The organism is Glutamicibacter sp. NPDC055354 (assembly GCF_053644955.1).
This window is the reverse complement of sequence record NZ_JBSHMB010000001.1, coordinates 852,439-869,331: the sequence shown is the minus strand read 5'-3', so window position 1 is coordinate 869,331 and position 16,893 is coordinate 852,439. Positions and strand designations below refer to the sequence as shown.

Sequence of the window (16,893 nt, the reverse complement as noted above, 5' to 3'; positions counted from 1 at the left end):
CTTCACTTATCCGAAGCATGACACCAGCGTTGTTCGGTTAGGCCAATTCGCGGAACCCAAGTCGCTTATATAGATTTAGTGCAGCACCGGAAGTTCCATCTCCGATCCGCAAACTCAGGGTGTCCGCCCCATGCTTCTTGCATGCAGACACGGCAGCGGCAATCAAGGTGTGGCCCAGGCCATGCCCTTGATGGAGGGGATCAACGAAAAGATCGATGATGAATGGGCCGAATAGATCCTCATCCCAGATCGATTTCTCGACAACAAAGATCGCCCCAATCGGCCTTCCCTGTCGCAACGCGACAAAAGAAGCATTTTCGAGGAACTGACCAAACTCGTTGGCAAAAGTTTCTTCCATCTCGGATTGCGCTTCTTCAAGAGTCCCGGCCGCAATTCCGGGTGGGTACGCTGCGAAATACGGATCAGCTAGCTCTGTCGCGGATGAAGATTCTGTATGGCAAATTTCTGCGTACGGAGAAACAGCGGGAGCGAAATCTGCGTTCTGAAGAACAGCTTGTAAAACATCAGAGGGCATGGCAAATCCATTCGTAGGTCTTCTGAACTGATTGAGAGAAAACTTCATGAATGGAACATGACTTGAATCTAGCATCCAAAAAATCAGTGGTCTACAGAAAATTTTCCAATACTTTTGACGTGTTGAGTAGGCTCAGCTGGCTTTCGACGAAAGTGTCCCGAAAGCCGGTCACAAATAGGATCGCGCCACGTGCTGACTCGCATCGCAGAAGTTTCATGGATTTACAGGAACACCGGCTGTTCCGTATGCCCCGTCCGTGTAGTGACCGGTGAGGGGGCGCGAAACGGAACGGTGTGGCGCTGCCTCATGATGTCGAATGCTTGCACAGAAAACAATTGCTGTCGGATGGCATGCACCGCGGACGATGCCATTGCGCGGAACATTTGGCCAGGTTCGCTATGTTGTTGCATTGCGGATCAGCGGTTGCGGTGCCCCTGGTTGGCGGCGTGAACCGAACGTCGAATTTTATCCGTTTTCCCGCTCGTGCAACACAGAGCATGCGCTCGCCGCTCATTGGCATCTACGAGATAGCTGCGAACTTGGGGAGGGGACGCACACGTGACAGGCACAAGCGGGAATCCAAGGGCCCGGTACCTCGAATGGGACGTCGTGGTCCGATCTGGATTCATGGGGACGCTGGCTCACCGGTCGACATTCCGGGTGGATGGACGAGCACGCATTGCGCTCGCCGTGCGCAGGATCAGGGGTTTGGAGAATTAACTGTGAGTTGCGTCCATTCGTACACGTATTCGAAGTAGTTTTCGATTAGTATGGCCTCGTGGCTATTTCATCGCAGAGTAAAAGAACTGATCTGACTCGCCTGGTCGTCAAGGGTGCACGCGAGCACAACCTGAAAAACGTGGACATTGATCTCCCGCGTGACGCAATGATTGTCTTTACCGGCCTTTCCGGTTCGGGCAAGTCCTCCTTGGCCTTCGACACCATTTTTGCCGAAGGCCAGCGCCGCTACGTCGAATCGCTCTCTGCCTACGCCCGCATGTTCCTCGGCCAGGTGGACAAGCCCGATGTGGATTTCATCGAGGGCCTGTCGCCAGCGGTGTCCATCGACCAGAAGTCGACCAGCCGCAACCCGCGTTCCACCGTGGGCACGATTACCGAAGTGTACGACTACATGCGCCTGCTCTGGGCCCGCGTGGGCCGTCCGCATTGCCCGATCTGCCACGAACCGATCTCCAAGCAGACTCCGCAGCAGATCGTCGACCAGCTGATGGAGCTACCGGAGAAAACCCGCTTCCAGATCCTCGCCCCGGTAGTGCGCTCGCGCAAGGGCGAATTCGTCGACCTGTTCGCGGAGCTCTCTTCCAAGGGCTTCGCCCGTGCCCGCGTTGACGGCACCACCATCCAGCTGAACGATCCGCCGAAGCTGGCCAAGCAGGTCAAGCACACCATTGAGGTGGTCGTCGACCGCCTGGCCATCAAGGAAGATGCCCGCCAGCGCTTGACTGACTCCATCGAAACGGCCCTGGGCATCGCCGAAGGACGCGTGCTGGCCGACTTCGTGGACCTGGACGAGGATGATCCCCAGCGCCTGCGCGCGTTCTCCGAGAACCTGGCCTGCCCCAATGAGCATCCACTGGCCATCGATGAGATCGAGCCGCGTACTTTCTCCTTCAATAACCCGTTCGGTGCCTGCTCGGCCTGTTCCGGCATCGGCACCAAGCTGGAAGTCGATGAGCACCTGATCGTCCCGGATACCGAGGTCACCCTGGCCGAGGGTGCGATCGCCCCATGGTCATTGGGCAAGGCCACCACCGAATACTGGAACCGCCTGATCGAAGGCCTGGGCCATGAGCTGGGCTTCACCATGGACACCCAATGGCAGGACCTGCCGGCTGCTGCCCGCGAAGCGATCCTGAACGGCAAGGACCACAAGGTGGTCGTGCAGTACAAGAACCGCTTCGGCCGCGAGCGCAAGTACTCCACCGGCTTCGAGGGCGTCATCTCCTACGTGCACCGCAAGCACCAGGAAACCGAATCGGATCACGCCCGCGACCGCTACGAGCAGTACATGCGCCAGATTCCGTGCCCTACCTGCGGCGGCGCGCGCCTGAACCCGGCGTCGCTCTCGGTCTTGGTGGGCGGGCGTTCCATCGCTGAAGTTGCCGCCATGGACCTGCGTAGCGCCGCGGAATTCCTCTCCACGATCGTGCTCACCGCACGCGAGGCGCAGATCGCCGCGCAGGTGCTCAAGGAAATCGACGCGCGCATGAAGTTCCTGCTGGACGTCGGGCTGGAGTACCTGACCCTGGAACGCGCTGCTGGCACCCTGTCCGGCGGCGAGGCGCAGCGCATTCGCCTGGCTACGCAGATTGGTTCGGGCCTGGTCGGCGTGCTCTACGTTCTGGACGAGCCGTCCATCGGCCTGCACCAGCGCGATAACCGCCGCCTGATCGACACCCTGCTGCACCTGCGATCGCTGGGCAACACCCTGATCGTGGTGGAGCACGACGAAGACACCATTGCCGAAGCTGACTGGATCGTGGACATCGGTCCGGGCGCCGGCGAGCACGGCGGCGAAGTGGTGCACTCCGGATCCCTGGAGGGCCTGAAGCAGAACACCAAGTCGCTGACCGGAGACTACCTTTCGGGCCGCAAGCAGATCGACATCCCGTCCAAGCGCCGCAAGATCGACAAGGAGCGCAAGCTCAAGGTGGTCGGTGCCAACGAGAACAACCTGCAGAACGTGTCGGTGGAGTTCCCGCTGGGCGTGCTGACCGCGGTGACCGGCGTGTCCGGCTCGGGCAAGTCCACCCTGGTCAACGACATCCTGTACAAGGTGCTGGCCAACAAGCTCAACGGCGCCAAGCAGGTGCCCGGCCGCCACACCCGCGTGCAGGGCCTGGAACACCTGGACAAGGTGGTCCACGTTGACCAGTCGCCGATCGGCCGGACCCCGCGTTCGAACCCTGCGACCTATACCGGCGTGTTCGACCACATCCGCAAGCTGTTTGCGGAGACCAATGAGGCGAAGCTGCGCGGCTACCAGCCGGGCCGTTTCTCCTTCAACGTCAAGGGCGGACGCTGCGAATCCTGCTCGGGTGACGGCACGCTGAAGATCGAGATGAACTTCCTGCCGGACGTCTACGTGCCCTGCGAGGTCTGCCAGGGCGCCCGCTACAACCGCGAAACCCTGCAGGTGCTGTACAAGGGCAAGAACATTGCCGATGTGCTGGATATGCCGATTGCCGAAGGCGCCGAGTTCTTCAGTGCCTTCACCCCGATCGCCCGCCACCTGCGCACGCTGGTGGACGTGGGGTTGGGCTACGTGCGCCTGGGTCAGCCGGCAACCACCCTCTCCGGCGGCGAGGCCCAGCGCGTGAAGCTGGCTGCGGAACTGCAGAAGCGTTCCAATGGCCGCTCCATCTACGTCCTGGACGAGCCGACCACCGGTCTGCACTTCGAAGATATCCGCAAGCTGCTCAAGGTGCTGCAGGGATTGGTCGACAAGGGCAACACCGTGTTGACCATCGAGCACAACCTGGATGTCATCAAGTCGGCTGACTGGGTCATCGACCTCGGCCCGGAAGGCGGCTCAGGCGGCGGCACGATCCTGGCTGCTGGCACCCCGGAAAAGGTGGCCAAGGTGAGCGAATCGCACACCGGGAAGTTCCTCTCCGAGATCCTGTAATGCCTGGCGGAGAATGTTCGACATATGCGATTTCAGTTATGGATTGCTAACCCGCGTCCGCTTCATGGGAAGATGGCTAGGTGAATATGTCGGTAACAAGTGTGCTCTTCGATCTGGATGGGACCCTCGTGGACCCTGCCGGTGCCATAACTTCGGGTATCCGCCACGCGGTCACCTCCCATGGTTTGGCCGATCCGGGCGAAGCACGAGTTGAAGCGCTGGTAGGCCCGCCCCTCCAAATCGGGCTGCGTACGCTTGACGGCGTCACCGACGAGAACATCGACTCCATCATCGCGGCCTACCGCGCCCGCTATGCCGAGGTGGGCATGGCCGAATCCGTGATCTACCCGGGCATTGTGGCGCTCCTGGACGCGTTGCGCGCGGCCGGGATCTACGTCGCAGTGACCACGGCCAAGCCCATCAACATTGCGCGCCAGCTCATTGCACGCAAGGGGCTGGATGAGCATCTCGATGCGATTCACGGCAACGCGGATGAGCACGGGAGCATGGGTTCGAGCAAGACGCACATTGTCGCTGAGGCTTTGGAGCACGGGCAGCTGGACCCGGCGAGCAGCGTCGTTGTGGGGGACCGGTACTACGATTGGGATGCCGCCCGCGAGAATTCGGTGGCTTCGGTCGGTGTCGCGTGGGGCTTTGCCCAGGACGATGAACTGCAGCAGGCAGGCGCAACTGTGGCGACAACCCGGGACCTTGCTGAGCTCCTGCTCGGAGCACAGCTGGCAAACACGCTGAACCTCGACGATGACCTCATGCAGGAAGGTGCAAAGTAGATGAGCATCTACACCATGACCCGTTCGTCGATTCGGGGCGTCATCCACGGTGTCTGCCGTGCGGAAGTGACCGGGCTTGAGAACGTTCCCAAGGAAGGCGGCTTCATTGTCGCCTCCAACCACCTGTCATTCTTCGACTCCTTGATCATTCAGGCGCTGACCCCGCGCGACGTGGCGTTCTTCGCCAAGGCGGAATACTTCACCACCCCGGGACTGAAGGGCAAGGTGATGAAGACCTTCTTCGAATCCGTGGGATCCATTCCGGTGCAGCGTGGCGAACAGGCAGCTTCGGTTGCCGCCCTCGATTCCCTGGTGGAAATCGTCGAAGGCGGCAAGGGCATCGGCATCTACCCCGAGGGCACTCGCTCGCGCGATGGCAAGTTGTACCGCGGACGCACCGGCGTGGGCTGGCTGGCGCTGACCACCGGTGTACCAGTGGTACCGGTGGGCTTGATCGGCACGGAGAAGCTGCAGCCTGCTGGTTCAAAGGGTTTCCGTCCTGCCAAATTCCATATCCACTATGGCGAGCCGCTGTACTTCGACCAGCTCGGACGCAAGCACCCGTTGCCGCAGCGCCGCCAGGCCACGGACCGGATCGTTGATGCGATTGCCGAGCTTTCCGGCCAGGAACGCGTCGATTCCTACAACCAACTGCCACCGGACGCGAAATAGACCATGGCTGATCCGGCAAGTTACCGTCCGAGAACTTCGGACATTCCCACGAAACCGGGCGTGTACCGTTTCCGCGATGAACACGGCCGTGTCATCTACGTTGGCAAGGCCAAGGTCCTGCGCAACCGCTTGACCTCCTACTTCGCCAATCCTGACCGGCTCACGCCCAAAACCCGGGCCATGGTATTCACCGCCGGCAGCGTGGAGTGGACCGTGGTGGGTTCCGAATTGGAAGCGCTGCAGCTGGAGTACTCCTGGATCAAGGAATACAATCCCCGGTTCAATATTGTTTTCCGTGATGACAAGACCTACCCGTACCTTGCTGTCACCTTGAACGAAAAGTACCCGCGCGCCCTGGTCATGCGCGGGGACAAGCGCAAGGGCGTGAAGTATTTCGGGCCGTTCTATCCGGCCAAGGCCATCCGGGAAACCCTCGATACGCTGTTGCGGGTCTTTCCTGTGCGCAGCTGTGCGCCGGGCGTGTTCAAGCGTGCCGAAGCATCGGGTCGCCCTTGCCTCTTGGGGTACATAGACAAATGCTCGGCGCCCTGCGTGGGGCGCATCAGCGAAGAAGACCACCGTCAACTGGCTGATGACCTATGCACCTTCATGAGCGGTGAGGCTACTAAGTTCACCAAGGCCCTGACAGCCAAGATGCAAGAGGCGGTGGCAGAACTCGAATACGAGAAGGCCGCCCGCTATCGCGATGACATTGCCGCACTGAACAGAGTTTTTGAACGCAACGCCGTGGTCCTTGATGACCGTACCGAAGCTGATATCTTCGGCATTCATGGCGATGAATTGGAAGCCGCCGTGCAGGTATTCCATGTCCGCGACGGCCGTATCCGTTCGCAACGAGGCTGGGTCGTCGAAAAGGTTGCGGATACCACCGGCGCTGAATTCGTCGAGCAGCTTCTCACCCAGGTCTACGCAGATCACGCGGACCGGATTCCCAAGGAAATCCTGGTTCCGACTCTGCCCGAAGACATTGAGGATGTCACGACCTGGCTCACTGAGCTGCGCGGTTCCAAAGTCTCCTTGCGCGTCGCCCAACGCGGCGACAAGGCGGCACTGGCATCCACCGTCGTGGAGAACGCCGAACAAGCGCTGCGCCTGCACAAATCGAAGCGAGCAGGTGATATCACCACGCGTTCGCTGGCGATGCAGGAACTGCAGGATGCACTGGGAGCCGAACAAGCACTGCTTCGCATCGAATGCTATGACGCGTCGCATACCCAAGGCACCAACGTGGTTGCTTCCATGGTGGTCTTTGAAGATGGATTGCCCAAGAAGAGCGAATATCGAAAGTTCTCCATCACCGGTGATGCAGCACGCGATGATACCGCCAGCATGTACGACGTGATCTACCGTCGCTTCAGCCGCTATCTGAAGGAGAAGATCGACCCCAAGAGCTTTGCAACCGGGGAAATGAATGAAGAAACCGGTGAGCAGGAAAAGAAGCGATTCTCCTACCCGCCATCTCTGGTGATCGTTGACGGCGGACCGCCCCAGGTGGCCGCGGCGCAGAAGGCCATGGACGACCTGGGAATCAATGACATTCCAGTGGTCGGCCTGGCTAAGCGCTTGGAAGAACTGTGGCTGCCCGACGATCCGTTCCCGGTGATCCTGCCGCGTGCCTCAGCTGCCCTGTATTTGGTGCAGCGGCTTCGCGACGAGGCGCACCGTTTTGCGATCAACTTCCACCGCGCCAAGCGTGCTAAATCCATGATCGCCTCGGATTTGGACGCGATCCCGGGGCTGGGCAAGTCCAAGCAGGCTGCCCTGCGCAAGCACTTCGGGTCGATGAAGAAGATCCGTGCGGCGAGCATCGAGGAGCTGATGGACGTGCCAGGAGTCGGTGAAAAACTTGCGACTTCCATCAAAGAGTCCCTAGAAGACGCTTCATTAACCGGTGTGAATATGACTACAGGCGAAATTGTCGACTAGCCTTGTGGTATGACCGCTGAGTATGAAGCAGTAAAACCCCCTGAGTCCGAACTCGTGATCGTAACCGGCATGTCAGGTGCCGGTCGCACCACAGTCGCGCATGCTCTGGAAGACCAGGGCTGGTACGTAGTGGAGAACCTTCCACCGGCCATGCTTGGACCCTTGACGGAGATGATGAGCCGTTCGCAGGGCTCCATCCCGAAGATGGCTGTCGTGATGGACGTGCGCTCCAAGGAAATGTTCCCGGAAATCCGCGATGCCTTGGCGAACCTGACAGCCAGCGGGGTGAAGTTCCGCCTGGTCTACCTCGACGCCAGCGACGAGGTGCTGATCCGCCGCTTCGAGCAGGGTCGCCGGCCGCATCCGCTGCAGGATGACGGCCGCATTGTCGACGGCATCAAGCGCGAACGCGGGATCACCGATCAATTGCGTGAAGCTGCCGAAATCATCTTGGATTCCACGACCATGTCGGTGCACGACCTGGCACGTGCAGTCAACGAACTGTTCAGCGAATCCGGGCCGATCATCCTGCGCATCAACGTGATGAGCTTCGGGTTCAAGTACGGCCTGCCCGCCGATGCCAACTACGTGGCAGATGTCCGTTTCATCCCCAACCCCCATTGGGTACCTGAACTGCGCCCGCAGACAGGCAAGGACAAGGAAGTGTCGGACTATGTGCTGAGCCAGGAAGGCACGAGCGAGTTCATCGAGAACTACCTCAAGGCATTGGAACCGGTCTTTGAAGGCTACCGCCGCGAGAATAAGCACTACGCGACTATTGCCGTGGGCTGCACCGGCGGCAAGCACCGCTCGGTAGCAACCACCATCGAGCTGGGCCGGCGCCTGGCGCAGTTCCCGAACGTCAGGGTGAACATCAGCCACCGTGATCTGGGGCGTGAGTAGCCGCCATGGCCTTTGCTACAGGTCCGATCCCGATTCAGGGACTGACTCGAAGTGATGATTACCGCAACCCATCGGTGGTTGCCTTGGGCGGGGGACACGGGCTGTCCTCGTCGCTCTCTGCCCTGCGCCGTCTGACTACCGACCTCACTGCCGTCGTAACGGTGGCCGATGACGGCGGCAGTTCCGGGCGGCTTCGGGGATCCTTCGATGTGCTGCCCCCGGGAGACTTGCGCATGGCGCTGGCTGCGCTGTGCGACGACAATGACTGGGGCCGTACCTGGCGCGATGTCATGCAGTACCGCTTTGAATCGACCGAAAACGCCGACGAGCCACTGAACGGTCATGCCGTTGGCAATTTGCTGATCCTGGCGCTGTGGGAGTTGCTCGATAACCCGGTGGCTGGCCTGCGTTGGGCAGGTGCCCTGCTTGGCGCGCGCGGGCAGGTCCTGCCAATGAGCACGGTTCCGCTGTCCATCCATGGCGAGGTTCTTGAATCCGACCCGGTGAACGACACCTTGGTGCGTCGCCGAATCGATGGGCAGGCCAAGCTGGCTCGTGCCGGTTCCGGCGGCCTGGTTACCCACGTGTACCTGGAACCGTCCGATGCGCCGGCCTGCTCCGAAGCGCTGGAATCCATCGATCTGGCGGACTGGGTGATTCTCGGTCCCGGATCCTGGTACACCTCGGTGCTCCCGCATCTGCTGCTGCCGGATATGCGCCAGGCCCTGGCATCGACCACGGCCAAGAAACTGCTGACCATGAACCTGGCCTTTGATACGGCAGAGACTTCCGGGATGGACGCCGCGGCGCACTTGGAGGTGCTGGGACGTTACGCACCCGAGGTCAAATTCGATGCAATTATTGCCGACGAATCAAAGATTCTTAACAGGGATCGATTTGAGCTGGCAGCGCAAAAACTCGGTGCGCGTGTCTTTTTTAGTACAGTAGGAGTATCTGACGGTCGTGCTGTGCACGACCCGTTGCGACTAGCGGCGGCCTATCACGAGGTGTTTACCGCGATCGGGTCTTAGGAAGATCCAAGTAAGGGAGTTTGATTCATGGCATTGACGGCTTCCGTCAAAGACGAGCTGTCGCGGGTAGAGATTCGCAAGCCATCGGTCCGCAAGGCCGAGGTTTCGACCATGCTCCGCTTCAGCGGCGGGCTGCACATCGTCTCCGGACGAATTGTCATCGAAGCAGAAGTGGACCTCGCGGCGACGGCCCGGCGGTTGAAGATTGCTATCGGCGAGCTGTACGGCCACGATGCCGAAATCGTCATGGTTTCCGGATCGGGCATCCGCAAGGGGAGCCGCTACATTGTGCGTGTTTCCAAGGACGGCGAAGTGCTTGCACGCCAAACTGGCCTGCTTGACCAGCGCGGCCGGCCGGTACGCGGCCTGCCCTCGGTGATCGTCAACGGTTCTACCGCCGACGCTGAAGCTGTATGGCGCGGCGCATTCCTGTCCCACGGATCGTTGACCGAACCCGGGCGCAGCTCCGCTTTGGAAATCACCTGCCCTGGGCCAGAAGCCGCTTTGGCGCTGGTCGGTGCTGCTCGCCGCCTGGGACTGACGGTCAAGGCGCGTGAAGTGCGCGGTGTGGACCGCGTTGTGATCCGTGATGGCGATGCCATCGCCCAACTGCTGACCCGCATGGGCGCTCACGATGCGCTCATGGTCTGGGAAGAACGGCGCATGCGCAAGGAAGTGCGCGCGACGGCGAACCGCTTGGCGAACTTCGACGACGCCAACCTGCGGCGCAGCGCCCAGGCAGCGGTAGCTGCCGGTGCCCGCGTTGAGCGTGCACTGGGCATCTTGGGCGACGAGGTTCCCGAGCACTTGCGCTATGCGGGACTGCTGCGCCTTGAGCACAAGCAAGCCTCCTTGGATGAGCTCGGCCGCATGGCCGAACCGCCAATGACCAAGGACGCCATCGCTGGCCGAATCCGCCGCCTTTTGGCTATGGCGGATAAAAAGGCGAGCGATCTGGGAATACCAGGTACGGAGTCCAGCGTTCCAGGAGATGAACTGGAACATTAAAATGTCCCCGCGGGAGCCCTCCCGCGGAGATTCAACCAATTGAGAAGATTGAGGAGAATCATGGCTGTTTATTCACTGCCAGAACTGCAGTACGACTACGCCGCACTGGAGCCGAACATCTCGGCTCGCATCATGGAACTGCACCACTCCAAGCACCATGCAACTTACGTTGCTGGCGCAAACTCGGCACTGGAGCAGTTGGCTGAAGCTCGCGAAAAGGGAGAATTCGGCAATATCCCTAAGCTGTCCAAGGACCTGGCGTTCCACCTGGGTGGCCACACCAACCACTCGATCTTCTGGAACAACCTGTCCCCAGAGGGTGGCGACAAGCCTGAGGGCGAGCTGGCAGCGGCCATCGACGACTTCTTCGGTTCGTTCGACGCTTTCCGTGGCCACTTCACCGCTTCGGCCATGAGCCTGCAGGGCTCGGGCTGGGCAGTGCTGGCTTACGACGCACTGGGCGGCCAGCTGGTCATCGAGCAGCTGTACGACCAGCAGGGCAACATCCCAGTGGCAACCACCCCGCTGCTGATGCTGGACATGTGGGAGCACGCCTTCTACCTGGACTACGTCAACGTCAAGGCTGACTACGTCAAGGCATTCTGGAACATCGTGAACTGGGCAGATGTCCAGGCTCGTTTCGAAGCTGCCCGCAACGGCGCAGCAGCGCTGATCCTTCCAGGTAAGTAAGACTTATCTGGTAAGTTAGCTCACATTCTGCGCTAATGTAGCGTAGTATGTTTCAAGTGTGTTGCGGATCCCGGCAATTCGTTGGGATCCGCAAGCACGGCACAACGGAGTGTCCTCTTAAAGAAGGCCACCTCCGCTCGCGTGCGGTCGTGGCATCATCATCCCATTTAGAGGAGATAGTCACGTGACAACCCGTGTTGGAATCAATGGTTTCGGTCGTATCGGACGCAACTTCCTGCGTGCAGTTCTGGCCCATAAGGCAGACATTGAAATCGTCGCCGTCAATGACCTTGGTTCAATCGATTCGCTTGCTCACCTGGTGAAGTTCGATTCCGTGCTCGGCCCAGTGGGCGAGCCGGTATCCGTGGACGGCGATACCATCGTCGTCGGAGAACGCCGTATCAAGGTTCTGTCTGAGCGCGAGCCAGCCAACCTTCCATGGGGCGAATTGAACGTCGATGTCGTCATTGAATCGACCGGATTCTTCACCAACGCAGAAGACGCCAAGAAGCACGTAGCTGCTGGCGCAAAGAAGGTCATCATCTCGGCTCCTGCCAAGAATGAAGACATCACCATCGTGATGGGCGTTAACCAGGACAAGTACGATCCTGCAAACCACGCCATCATTTCGAACGCGTCATGCACCACCAACTGCCTGGCTCCAGTAGCCAAGGTGCTGAACGAAGAGTTCGGCATTGTTGATGGCCTGATGACCACCATCCACGCTTACACCGCAGACCAGCGCCTGCAGGATGCACCGCACAGCGACCCACGCCGTGCCCGCGCCGCGGCGCTGAACGTCATCCCGACCTCGACCGGTGCCGCAAAGGCCATCGGCGTGGTGCTCCCAGAGCTGAAGGGCAAGCTGCACGGTTACGCTATGCGCGTACCAGTTCCAACCGGTTCGGCCACCGACCTGACCGTGAACCTGGCCCGCACCGCAACTGTGGAAGAAATCAACGCAGCATTCGAGAAGGCAGCTGCCGAGGGTGCATTGAGCGGATACCTTGAGTACTCCACCGATCCACTGGTTTCTTCGGACATCGTGACCAACCCCCACTCGGCAGTTTTCGACTCCGGTCTGACCACCGTGATGGGCAACAGCGTGAAGGTCGTCGCGTGGTACGACAACGAGTGGGGCTACTCCTCGCGACTTGTTGACCTCGTTGAATTCGTGGGATCCAGCCTCTAGTCGATAACCTAGAGACATGTCTTCTCACACCATTGACGAATTGATCGCTGACAACGGCGTCCGCGGACGGTACGTTCTGGTCCGCAGTGACCTGAACGTACCGCTCGACGGTGCAACTGTGACCGATGATGGCCGCGTCCGCGCGTCGCTGCCAGTCATCGGCAAGCTGGCTGAAGCTGGCGCAAAGGTCATCGTAATGGCCCACTTGGGACGCCCCAAGGGCCAGGTCGATGCCAAGTACTCCATCGCTCCTGCGGCTAACCGCCTGGACGAACTGGCTGACTTCGACGTAGCTGTTGCCGAAGACGTGGTGGGCGACTCCGCTCGCCAGTTGGCGGCAAACCTCGAAGAGGGCTCCGTGCTGGTTCTGGAGAACGTCCGCTTCGATGCTCGCGAAACCTCCAAGGATGATGCGCAGCGCGAAGAGTTAGCCAAGGAATTGGCTGCGCTGACCGGTCAGAACGGCGCTTACGTGAACGACGCTTTCGGTGCTGTGCACCGGAAGCACGCTTCGGTCTACGACATCGCCAGTCTGCTCCCTAGCTACCAGGGCGACCTGGTTGCTACCGAGGTCAAGGTCCTCAAGACCCTGACCGAGGCCCCGAAGCGCCCATACGTTGTGGTGCTCGGAGGGTCCAAGGTATCGGACAAGCTCGCTGTCATCGACAACCTACTGGGCAAGGCCGATCAGCTGCTGATCGGTGGCGGCATGGCCTTCACTTTCCTCAAGGCGCAGGGCTTCGCCATTGGCAGCTCGCTGCTTGAAGAAGACCAGATCGCGACCTGCCAGGAATACCTGCAGCGGGCCGAGAAGCTCGGCTGCGACATCATCGTGCCTAGCGACGTCGTCGTGGCAAGCAAGTTCGGTGCCGACGCAGAGCACGAGGTGCTGGCCGCAGACAAGATCGAAGAAGCCAGCTTCGGCTCCAACGGCCTTGGCCTGGACATCGGACCAAAGTCCGCTGAACTCTTCGCAAGCTACATCACCAGCGCAAATACCGTGTTCTGGAATGGCCCGATGGGCGTCTTCGAGATCCCTGCTTTCGCCGAAGGTACCCGTACCGTCGCGCAGGCTCTGGCGGACTCGGAAGCGTTCAGCGTCGTAGGCGGCGGCGATTCCGCTGCAGCCGTGCGCGCACTGGGCTTCTCGGAGGATGACTTCGGCCATATCTCCACCGGTGGCGGCGCTTCGCTGGAGTACCTCGAAGGCAAGACCCTGCCGGGTGTTGCCGCATTGGAAGGCTAATAATGACCATTTCGCAGAACGGCGCCTTTGTGCGCCAGCCGCTGATTGCCGGCAACTGGAAGATGAACATGGACCACGTCCAGGGCATCACCCTGGTGCAGAAGCTGGCGTGGACCTTGAAGGACCACGAGCACGATTACGATCGTGCCGAGGTCGCAGTGTTCCCTCCCTTCACCGACATCCGCGGCGTGCAGACGCTGACCCTGGGCGACAAACTGGATATTGTTTACGGTGCCCAGGATCTGTCCGCACAGGACTCAGGTGCGTACACTGGTGAAATTTCGGGGCAGTTCCTCAAGAAGCTCGGCTGCACCTACGTATTGGTAGGCCACTCCGAGCGTCGCGAGTACCACAATGAAACCAACCAGGTGATTGCCGCCAAGCTGGCTGCTGCCTACCGCCACGACCTGACCCCGATGCTCTGCGTCGGCGAAGGCCTGGAAGTACGCAAGGCCGGCGAGCATGTGGCATTCACCCTGGACCAGTTGGCTCAGTCGCTGGAAGGCGTAACCGCTGAGCAGGCCGCAAGCCTGGTCATCGCCTACGAACCAGTCTGGGCCATCGGTACGGGTGAAGTTGCCGGACCAGCTGACGCGCAGGAAATGTGCGCCGCAATTCGCGGTGCGCTGGCTGAACGCTTCGGTGCAGAGATTGCCGAGAAGACTCAACTGCTCTATGGCGGTAGTGTTAAGGCAGCAAATGCCGCATCGATCATGCGCGAACGCGATGTTGATGGCGTGTTGGTTGGCGGTGCCAGCCTGGATGCCGAGGAATTTGCTAATATTGTCAGGTTCGAGCATCATCTCGTCACCGACTGAATCTAACTAAGGAACCGTCGACTTGGATATTATCAAGATCATTTTGCAGGTATTGCTGGGCATTACAAGCGTCCTGCTGACCCTGCTGATCCTTTTGCACAAGGGCCGTGGTGGCGGTATGTCCGACATGTTCGGCGGCGGCATGACCAGCTCAATGGGATCTTCGGGTGTAGCCGAGCGCAACCTGAACCGCATCACCATTATTCTTGGTCTGATCTGGGGTGCCGTGATTATCGGCCTCGCTCTGGTCCTGCGATTCAGCATCGAAGCCTAGGCAGTACCGTTCCGTAGCAGTCAATAGGCGCCTTCCACATTATGTGGAAGGCGCCTATTGCGCGTCTCAGGCCAGTTGCCCGAACTTCTCGGTATCGGCAATCGATCCCAGCACGAGGATCTTGTCTCCGGTCTGCAGGACGGTGTTTCCGTCCGTGTTCTTCCATTCGCCGGCCGCATTGGTCGTGGCAGCGATGGTCACCCGGTATTTATTGCGTACCGCGGCATCACTGAGTTTCACACCGTGCAATGTGGCTGGTGCGCTCATTTTCACCATGGCATAGCCTGGATCGACTTCCAGGTAGTCCATCATGGATCCGCGCACCAGGTGGGCGACTCGCTTGCCCATGTCCTTCTCCGGGTAGACGATGTGGTGGATTCCGAGCTGCTCCAGGATCAGCCCGTGCCGATCGTCCTGCGCCTTGGCCCAGATCTGCGGGATCCCCATGCTGACCAAGAGCGAGCAGCACAGGATGGATGACTGCAGGTGGCTGCCTACGGCAACCACGACGCGGTCGAACTCGTGGATCGCGAGCTGTTCAAGGATTTCCCGGCTTGAGGCGTCGGCGCGAACCACCTGAGTCAATTCCCCGTTCAGGGACTGGACGATGTTCTCGTGCACGTCAATGCCCAGGACATGGGTACCGGACTTCATCAGTTCCAGGGCCAGGGATTCGCCAAATCGTCCGAGCCCGATCACGGCAACGGAGTTCGCTTTTGACAGCCCCTTGGCGTCATTTCGAAAATTCAGTAGCTTAGCCAATTGAAGGCCTTTCCTTGGGGAGTTCGTAGAGCGCTTTTCGATCGCGCAGGGCCAGCGCGGAGCCCAGCGAGAGGACCCCGACGCGGCCCAGGTACATCAATGCAACGAGGATGCCCTTGGCAGGGTCCGGCAAATCCGGGGTAATGCCGGTGGACAGCCCGACGGTGCCAAATGCGGAGGTGGCTTCAAAGAGGCAGCGGTCCAGGGAATAGCCGGTCAGCAGCAGCAGGCCCATGGTGCCGACGAATACGGCAGCTACGCCCATCAGCGCCACCGTGATGGCCTGCCGGTGCACCGAGCGGGACAGGCGCTTGCCCAGGACATTGACGGCGGTCTCGCCGCGAAGTTCGGTCATGATGATGAACAGCAGGATCGCAGCCGTGGTGATCTTGATGCCGCCGGCGGTGCCGGCCGGCCCTCCGCCGATGAACATCAGCACATCCATGCCCAGCCAGGAGGCTGGATGCATCGCGCCGATATCGATGGAATTGAAGCCAGCGGTACGCGTCTGCACCGATTGGAAGAATCCAGCCAGGATCCGCTGGGCAGGTTCAAGCTCGCCCAGCGTCTTCGGATTGGACCATTCCATGGCGGTGATGAAGATGGTGCCGCCAAGCAGCAGCAATGCGGTCATGAGCAGGACCAGGCGAGTGTTCATCGTCCACTTCAGCGAATTCCGCCAATGATGCCTGAGCTGGACCAGAACCGGGAAGCCCAAGCCGCCGAGGATGATGGCGATGCTGATGGGGATGCATAGCCATGGATCCGCCACGAAATCCATCAGGTTATTCGTGTAGAGGGCGAATCCCGCGTTATTGAAGGAAGAGACAGCATGGAACAGGCCATGCCAGATCGCCCTGACGGGTTCGTAGTCGTAGGCCAGCCAGAAGCGGAGGGCCAAGACGAGGGCCACTGCGGATTCGATGGCCAGCGACAGCTTGATGATCATCAATGCCGAGGTGCGCACGTCGGTGCCGGAAACGGCGGAGCTTTCGCGCTGGGTGGAGAGCCGGGTCAGGTAGCCGATGCGGCCCATGACCAGCATGCTCAGCAATGATGCGACGAGCATCAGTCCCAGGCCGCCGACCTGGATCAGGACCAGGATGACGATCTTGCCGAAGAGGGTGTAGTGGGTTGCCGTATCCAAGACAGTCAGGCCGGTGACGCACACCGCTGACGTCGCGGTGAAGATCCCGTCCACCAAGGATGTGAAGGTGCCTTGCGTGCTGGCCGCCGGTGAAGACAGGAGCAACCCGCCTATGAGGATTGCGCCGGCAAAGGCGAAGGCCACTGCGCGTGCGGGTTTGGCCAGCACGCTGTGCTGCGCGGCGGACCGCGCATTGGGAAGATTCATGGAGATCGCAATGGTCGAAAT

At 60.2% G+C, this 16,893-nt stretch carries 15 protein-coding genes; 12 read left to right on the top strand and 3 right to left on the bottom strand.

What is annotated here, in order from left to right; translation table 11 throughout:
- Window positions 1-37: 37 nt before the first annotated feature.
- Window positions 38-583 carry a GNAT family N-acetyltransferase gene (locus ACWICV_RS03985; protein ID WP_454090706.1) on the bottom strand — a complete coding sequence of 182 codons (546 nt, stop codon included), beginning with the start codon at window positions 581-583 and terminating at the stop codon, window positions 38-40.
- Window positions 584-1,313: 730 nt separating this feature from the next.
- Here ACWICV_RS03985 and uvrA point away from each other — a divergent pair.
- The 12 genes from uvrA (at window position 1,314) to secG (ending at window position 14,756) form a co-directional block, all read left to right on the top strand.
- Window positions 1,314-4,184, top strand: coding sequence for an excinuclease ABC subunit UvrA (gene uvrA, locus ACWICV_RS03980; protein ID WP_454090707.1), 2,871 nt, complete (start codon window positions 1,314-1,316; stop codon window positions 4,182-4,184).
- Between the two features lie 86 nt (window positions 4,185-4,270).
- Window positions 4,271-4,975 carry an HAD hydrolase-like protein gene (locus ACWICV_RS03975; RefSeq protein ID WP_332498358.1) on the top strand — a complete coding sequence of 235 codons (705 nt, stop codon included), beginning with the start codon at window positions 4,271-4,273 and terminating at the stop codon, window positions 4,973-4,975.
- A complete protein-coding gene (locus tag ACWICV_RS03970; protein ID WP_105656671.1) occupies window positions 4,976-5,647 on the top strand; it encodes a lysophospholipid acyltransferase family protein in 672 nt (223 codons plus the stop codon). It begins immediately after the preceding gene.
- A 3-nt stretch (window positions 5,648-5,650) separates the two neighbouring features.
- The gene (uvrC, locus tag ACWICV_RS03965) at window positions 5,651-7,594 is read left to right on the top strand and encodes an excinuclease ABC subunit UvrC (protein WP_454090708.1); all 1,944 of its coding nucleotides are present in this window, start codon (window positions 5,651-5,653) and stop codon (window positions 7,592-7,594) included.
- A 9-nt stretch (window positions 7,595-7,603) separates the two neighbouring features.
- Window positions 7,604-8,497 carry an RNase adapter RapZ gene (gene rapZ / locus ACWICV_RS03960; RefSeq protein WP_105656669.1) on the top strand — a complete coding sequence of 298 codons (894 nt, stop codon included), beginning with the start codon at window positions 7,604-7,606 and terminating at the stop codon, window positions 8,495-8,497.
- Between the two features lie 5 nt (window positions 8,498-8,502).
- A complete protein-coding gene (locus tag ACWICV_RS03955) occupies window positions 8,503-9,528 on the top strand; it encodes a gluconeogenesis factor YvcK family protein (RefSeq protein WP_105656668.1) in 1,026 nt (341 codons plus the stop codon).
- Window positions 9,529-9,555: 27 nt separating this feature from the next.
- A complete protein-coding gene (whiA, locus tag ACWICV_RS03950; RefSeq protein ID WP_105656667.1) occupies window positions 9,556-10,536 on the top strand; it encodes a DNA-binding protein WhiA in 981 nt (326 codons plus the stop codon).
- Window positions 10,537-10,596: 60 nt separating this feature from the next.
- Entirely contained in the window at window positions 10,597-11,226 is a 630-nt protein-coding gene (locus tag ACWICV_RS03945) for a superoxide dismutase (RefSeq protein ID WP_105656666.1), read from the top strand.
- Window positions 11,227-11,410: 184 nt separating this feature from the next.
- Window positions 11,411-12,418, top strand: coding sequence for a type I glyceraldehyde-3-phosphate dehydrogenase (gap, locus tag ACWICV_RS03940; protein WP_105656665.1), 1,008 nt, complete (start codon window positions 11,411-11,413; stop codon window positions 12,416-12,418).
- A gap of 16 nt (window positions 12,419-12,434) precedes the next feature.
- Entirely contained in the window at window positions 12,435-13,664 is a 1,230-nt protein-coding gene (locus ACWICV_RS03935) for a phosphoglycerate kinase (RefSeq protein WP_400288116.1), read from the top strand.
- 2 nt (window positions 13,665-13,666) lie between these two features.
- A complete protein-coding gene (gene tpiA / locus ACWICV_RS03930) occupies window positions 13,667-14,482 on the top strand; it encodes a triose-phosphate isomerase (RefSeq protein ID WP_105656663.1) in 816 nt (271 codons plus the stop codon).
- 22 nt (window positions 14,483-14,504) lie between these two features.
- Window positions 14,505-14,756: a preprotein translocase subunit SecG gene (gene secG, locus ACWICV_RS03925; protein WP_105656662.1), complete on the top strand. Its 252-nt coding sequence runs from the start codon at window positions 14,505-14,507 to the stop codon at window positions 14,754-14,756.
- 66 nt (window positions 14,757-14,822) lie between these two features.
- Here secG and ACWICV_RS03920 read toward each other — a convergent pair whose 3' ends face one another.
- Entirely contained in the window at window positions 14,823-15,518 is a 696-nt protein-coding gene (locus ACWICV_RS03920) for a potassium channel family protein (protein WP_400288113.1), read from the bottom strand.
- Window positions 15,511-16,872: a TrkH family potassium uptake protein gene (locus ACWICV_RS03915; protein ID WP_400288111.1), complete on the bottom strand. Its 1,362-nt coding sequence runs from the start codon at window positions 16,870-16,872 to the stop codon at window positions 15,511-15,513. The genes ACWICV_RS03920 and ACWICV_RS03915 overlap by 8 nt, the downstream gene beginning before the upstream one ends.
- Between the last annotated feature and the right edge of the window lie 21 nt (window positions 16,873-16,893).

Coding starts and splice junctions, on each gene's coding strand:
- ACWICV_RS03985 (WP_454090706.1), bottom strand. CDS start 583: ATGAAGTTTTCTCTCAATCAGTTCAGAAGACCTACGAATGGATTTGCC.
- ACWICV_RS03975 (WP_332498358.1), top strand. CDS start 4,271: ATGTCGGTAACAAGTGTGCTCTTCGATCTGGATGGGACCCTCGTGGAC.
- ACWICV_RS03970 (WP_105656671.1), top strand. CDS start 4,976: ATGAGCATCTACACCATGACCCGTTCGTCGATTCGGGGCGTCATCCAC.
- uvrC (WP_454090708.1), top strand. CDS start 5,651: ATGGCTGATCCGGCAAGTTACCGTCCGAGAACTTCGGACATTCCCACG.
- rapZ (WP_105656669.1), top strand. CDS start 7,604: ATGACCGCTGAGTATGAAGCAGTAAAACCCCCTGAGTCCGAACTCGTG.
- ACWICV_RS03955 (WP_105656668.1), top strand. CDS start 8,503: ATGGCCTTTGCTACAGGTCCGATCCCGATTCAGGGACTGACTCGAAGT.
- whiA (WP_105656667.1), top strand. CDS start 9,556: ATGGCATTGACGGCTTCCGTCAAAGACGAGCTGTCGCGGGTAGAGATT.
- ACWICV_RS03945 (WP_105656666.1), top strand. CDS start 10,597: ATGGCTGTTTATTCACTGCCAGAACTGCAGTACGACTACGCCGCACTG.
- ACWICV_RS03935 (WP_400288116.1), top strand. CDS start 12,435: ATGTCTTCTCACACCATTGACGAATTGATCGCTGACAACGGCGTCCGC.
- tpiA (WP_105656663.1), top strand. CDS start 13,667: ATGACCATTTCGCAGAACGGCGCCTTTGTGCGCCAGCCGCTGATTGCC.
- ACWICV_RS03915 (WP_400288111.1), bottom strand. CDS start 16,872: ATGAATCTTCCCAATGCGCGGTCCGCCGCGCAGCACAGCGTGCTGGCC.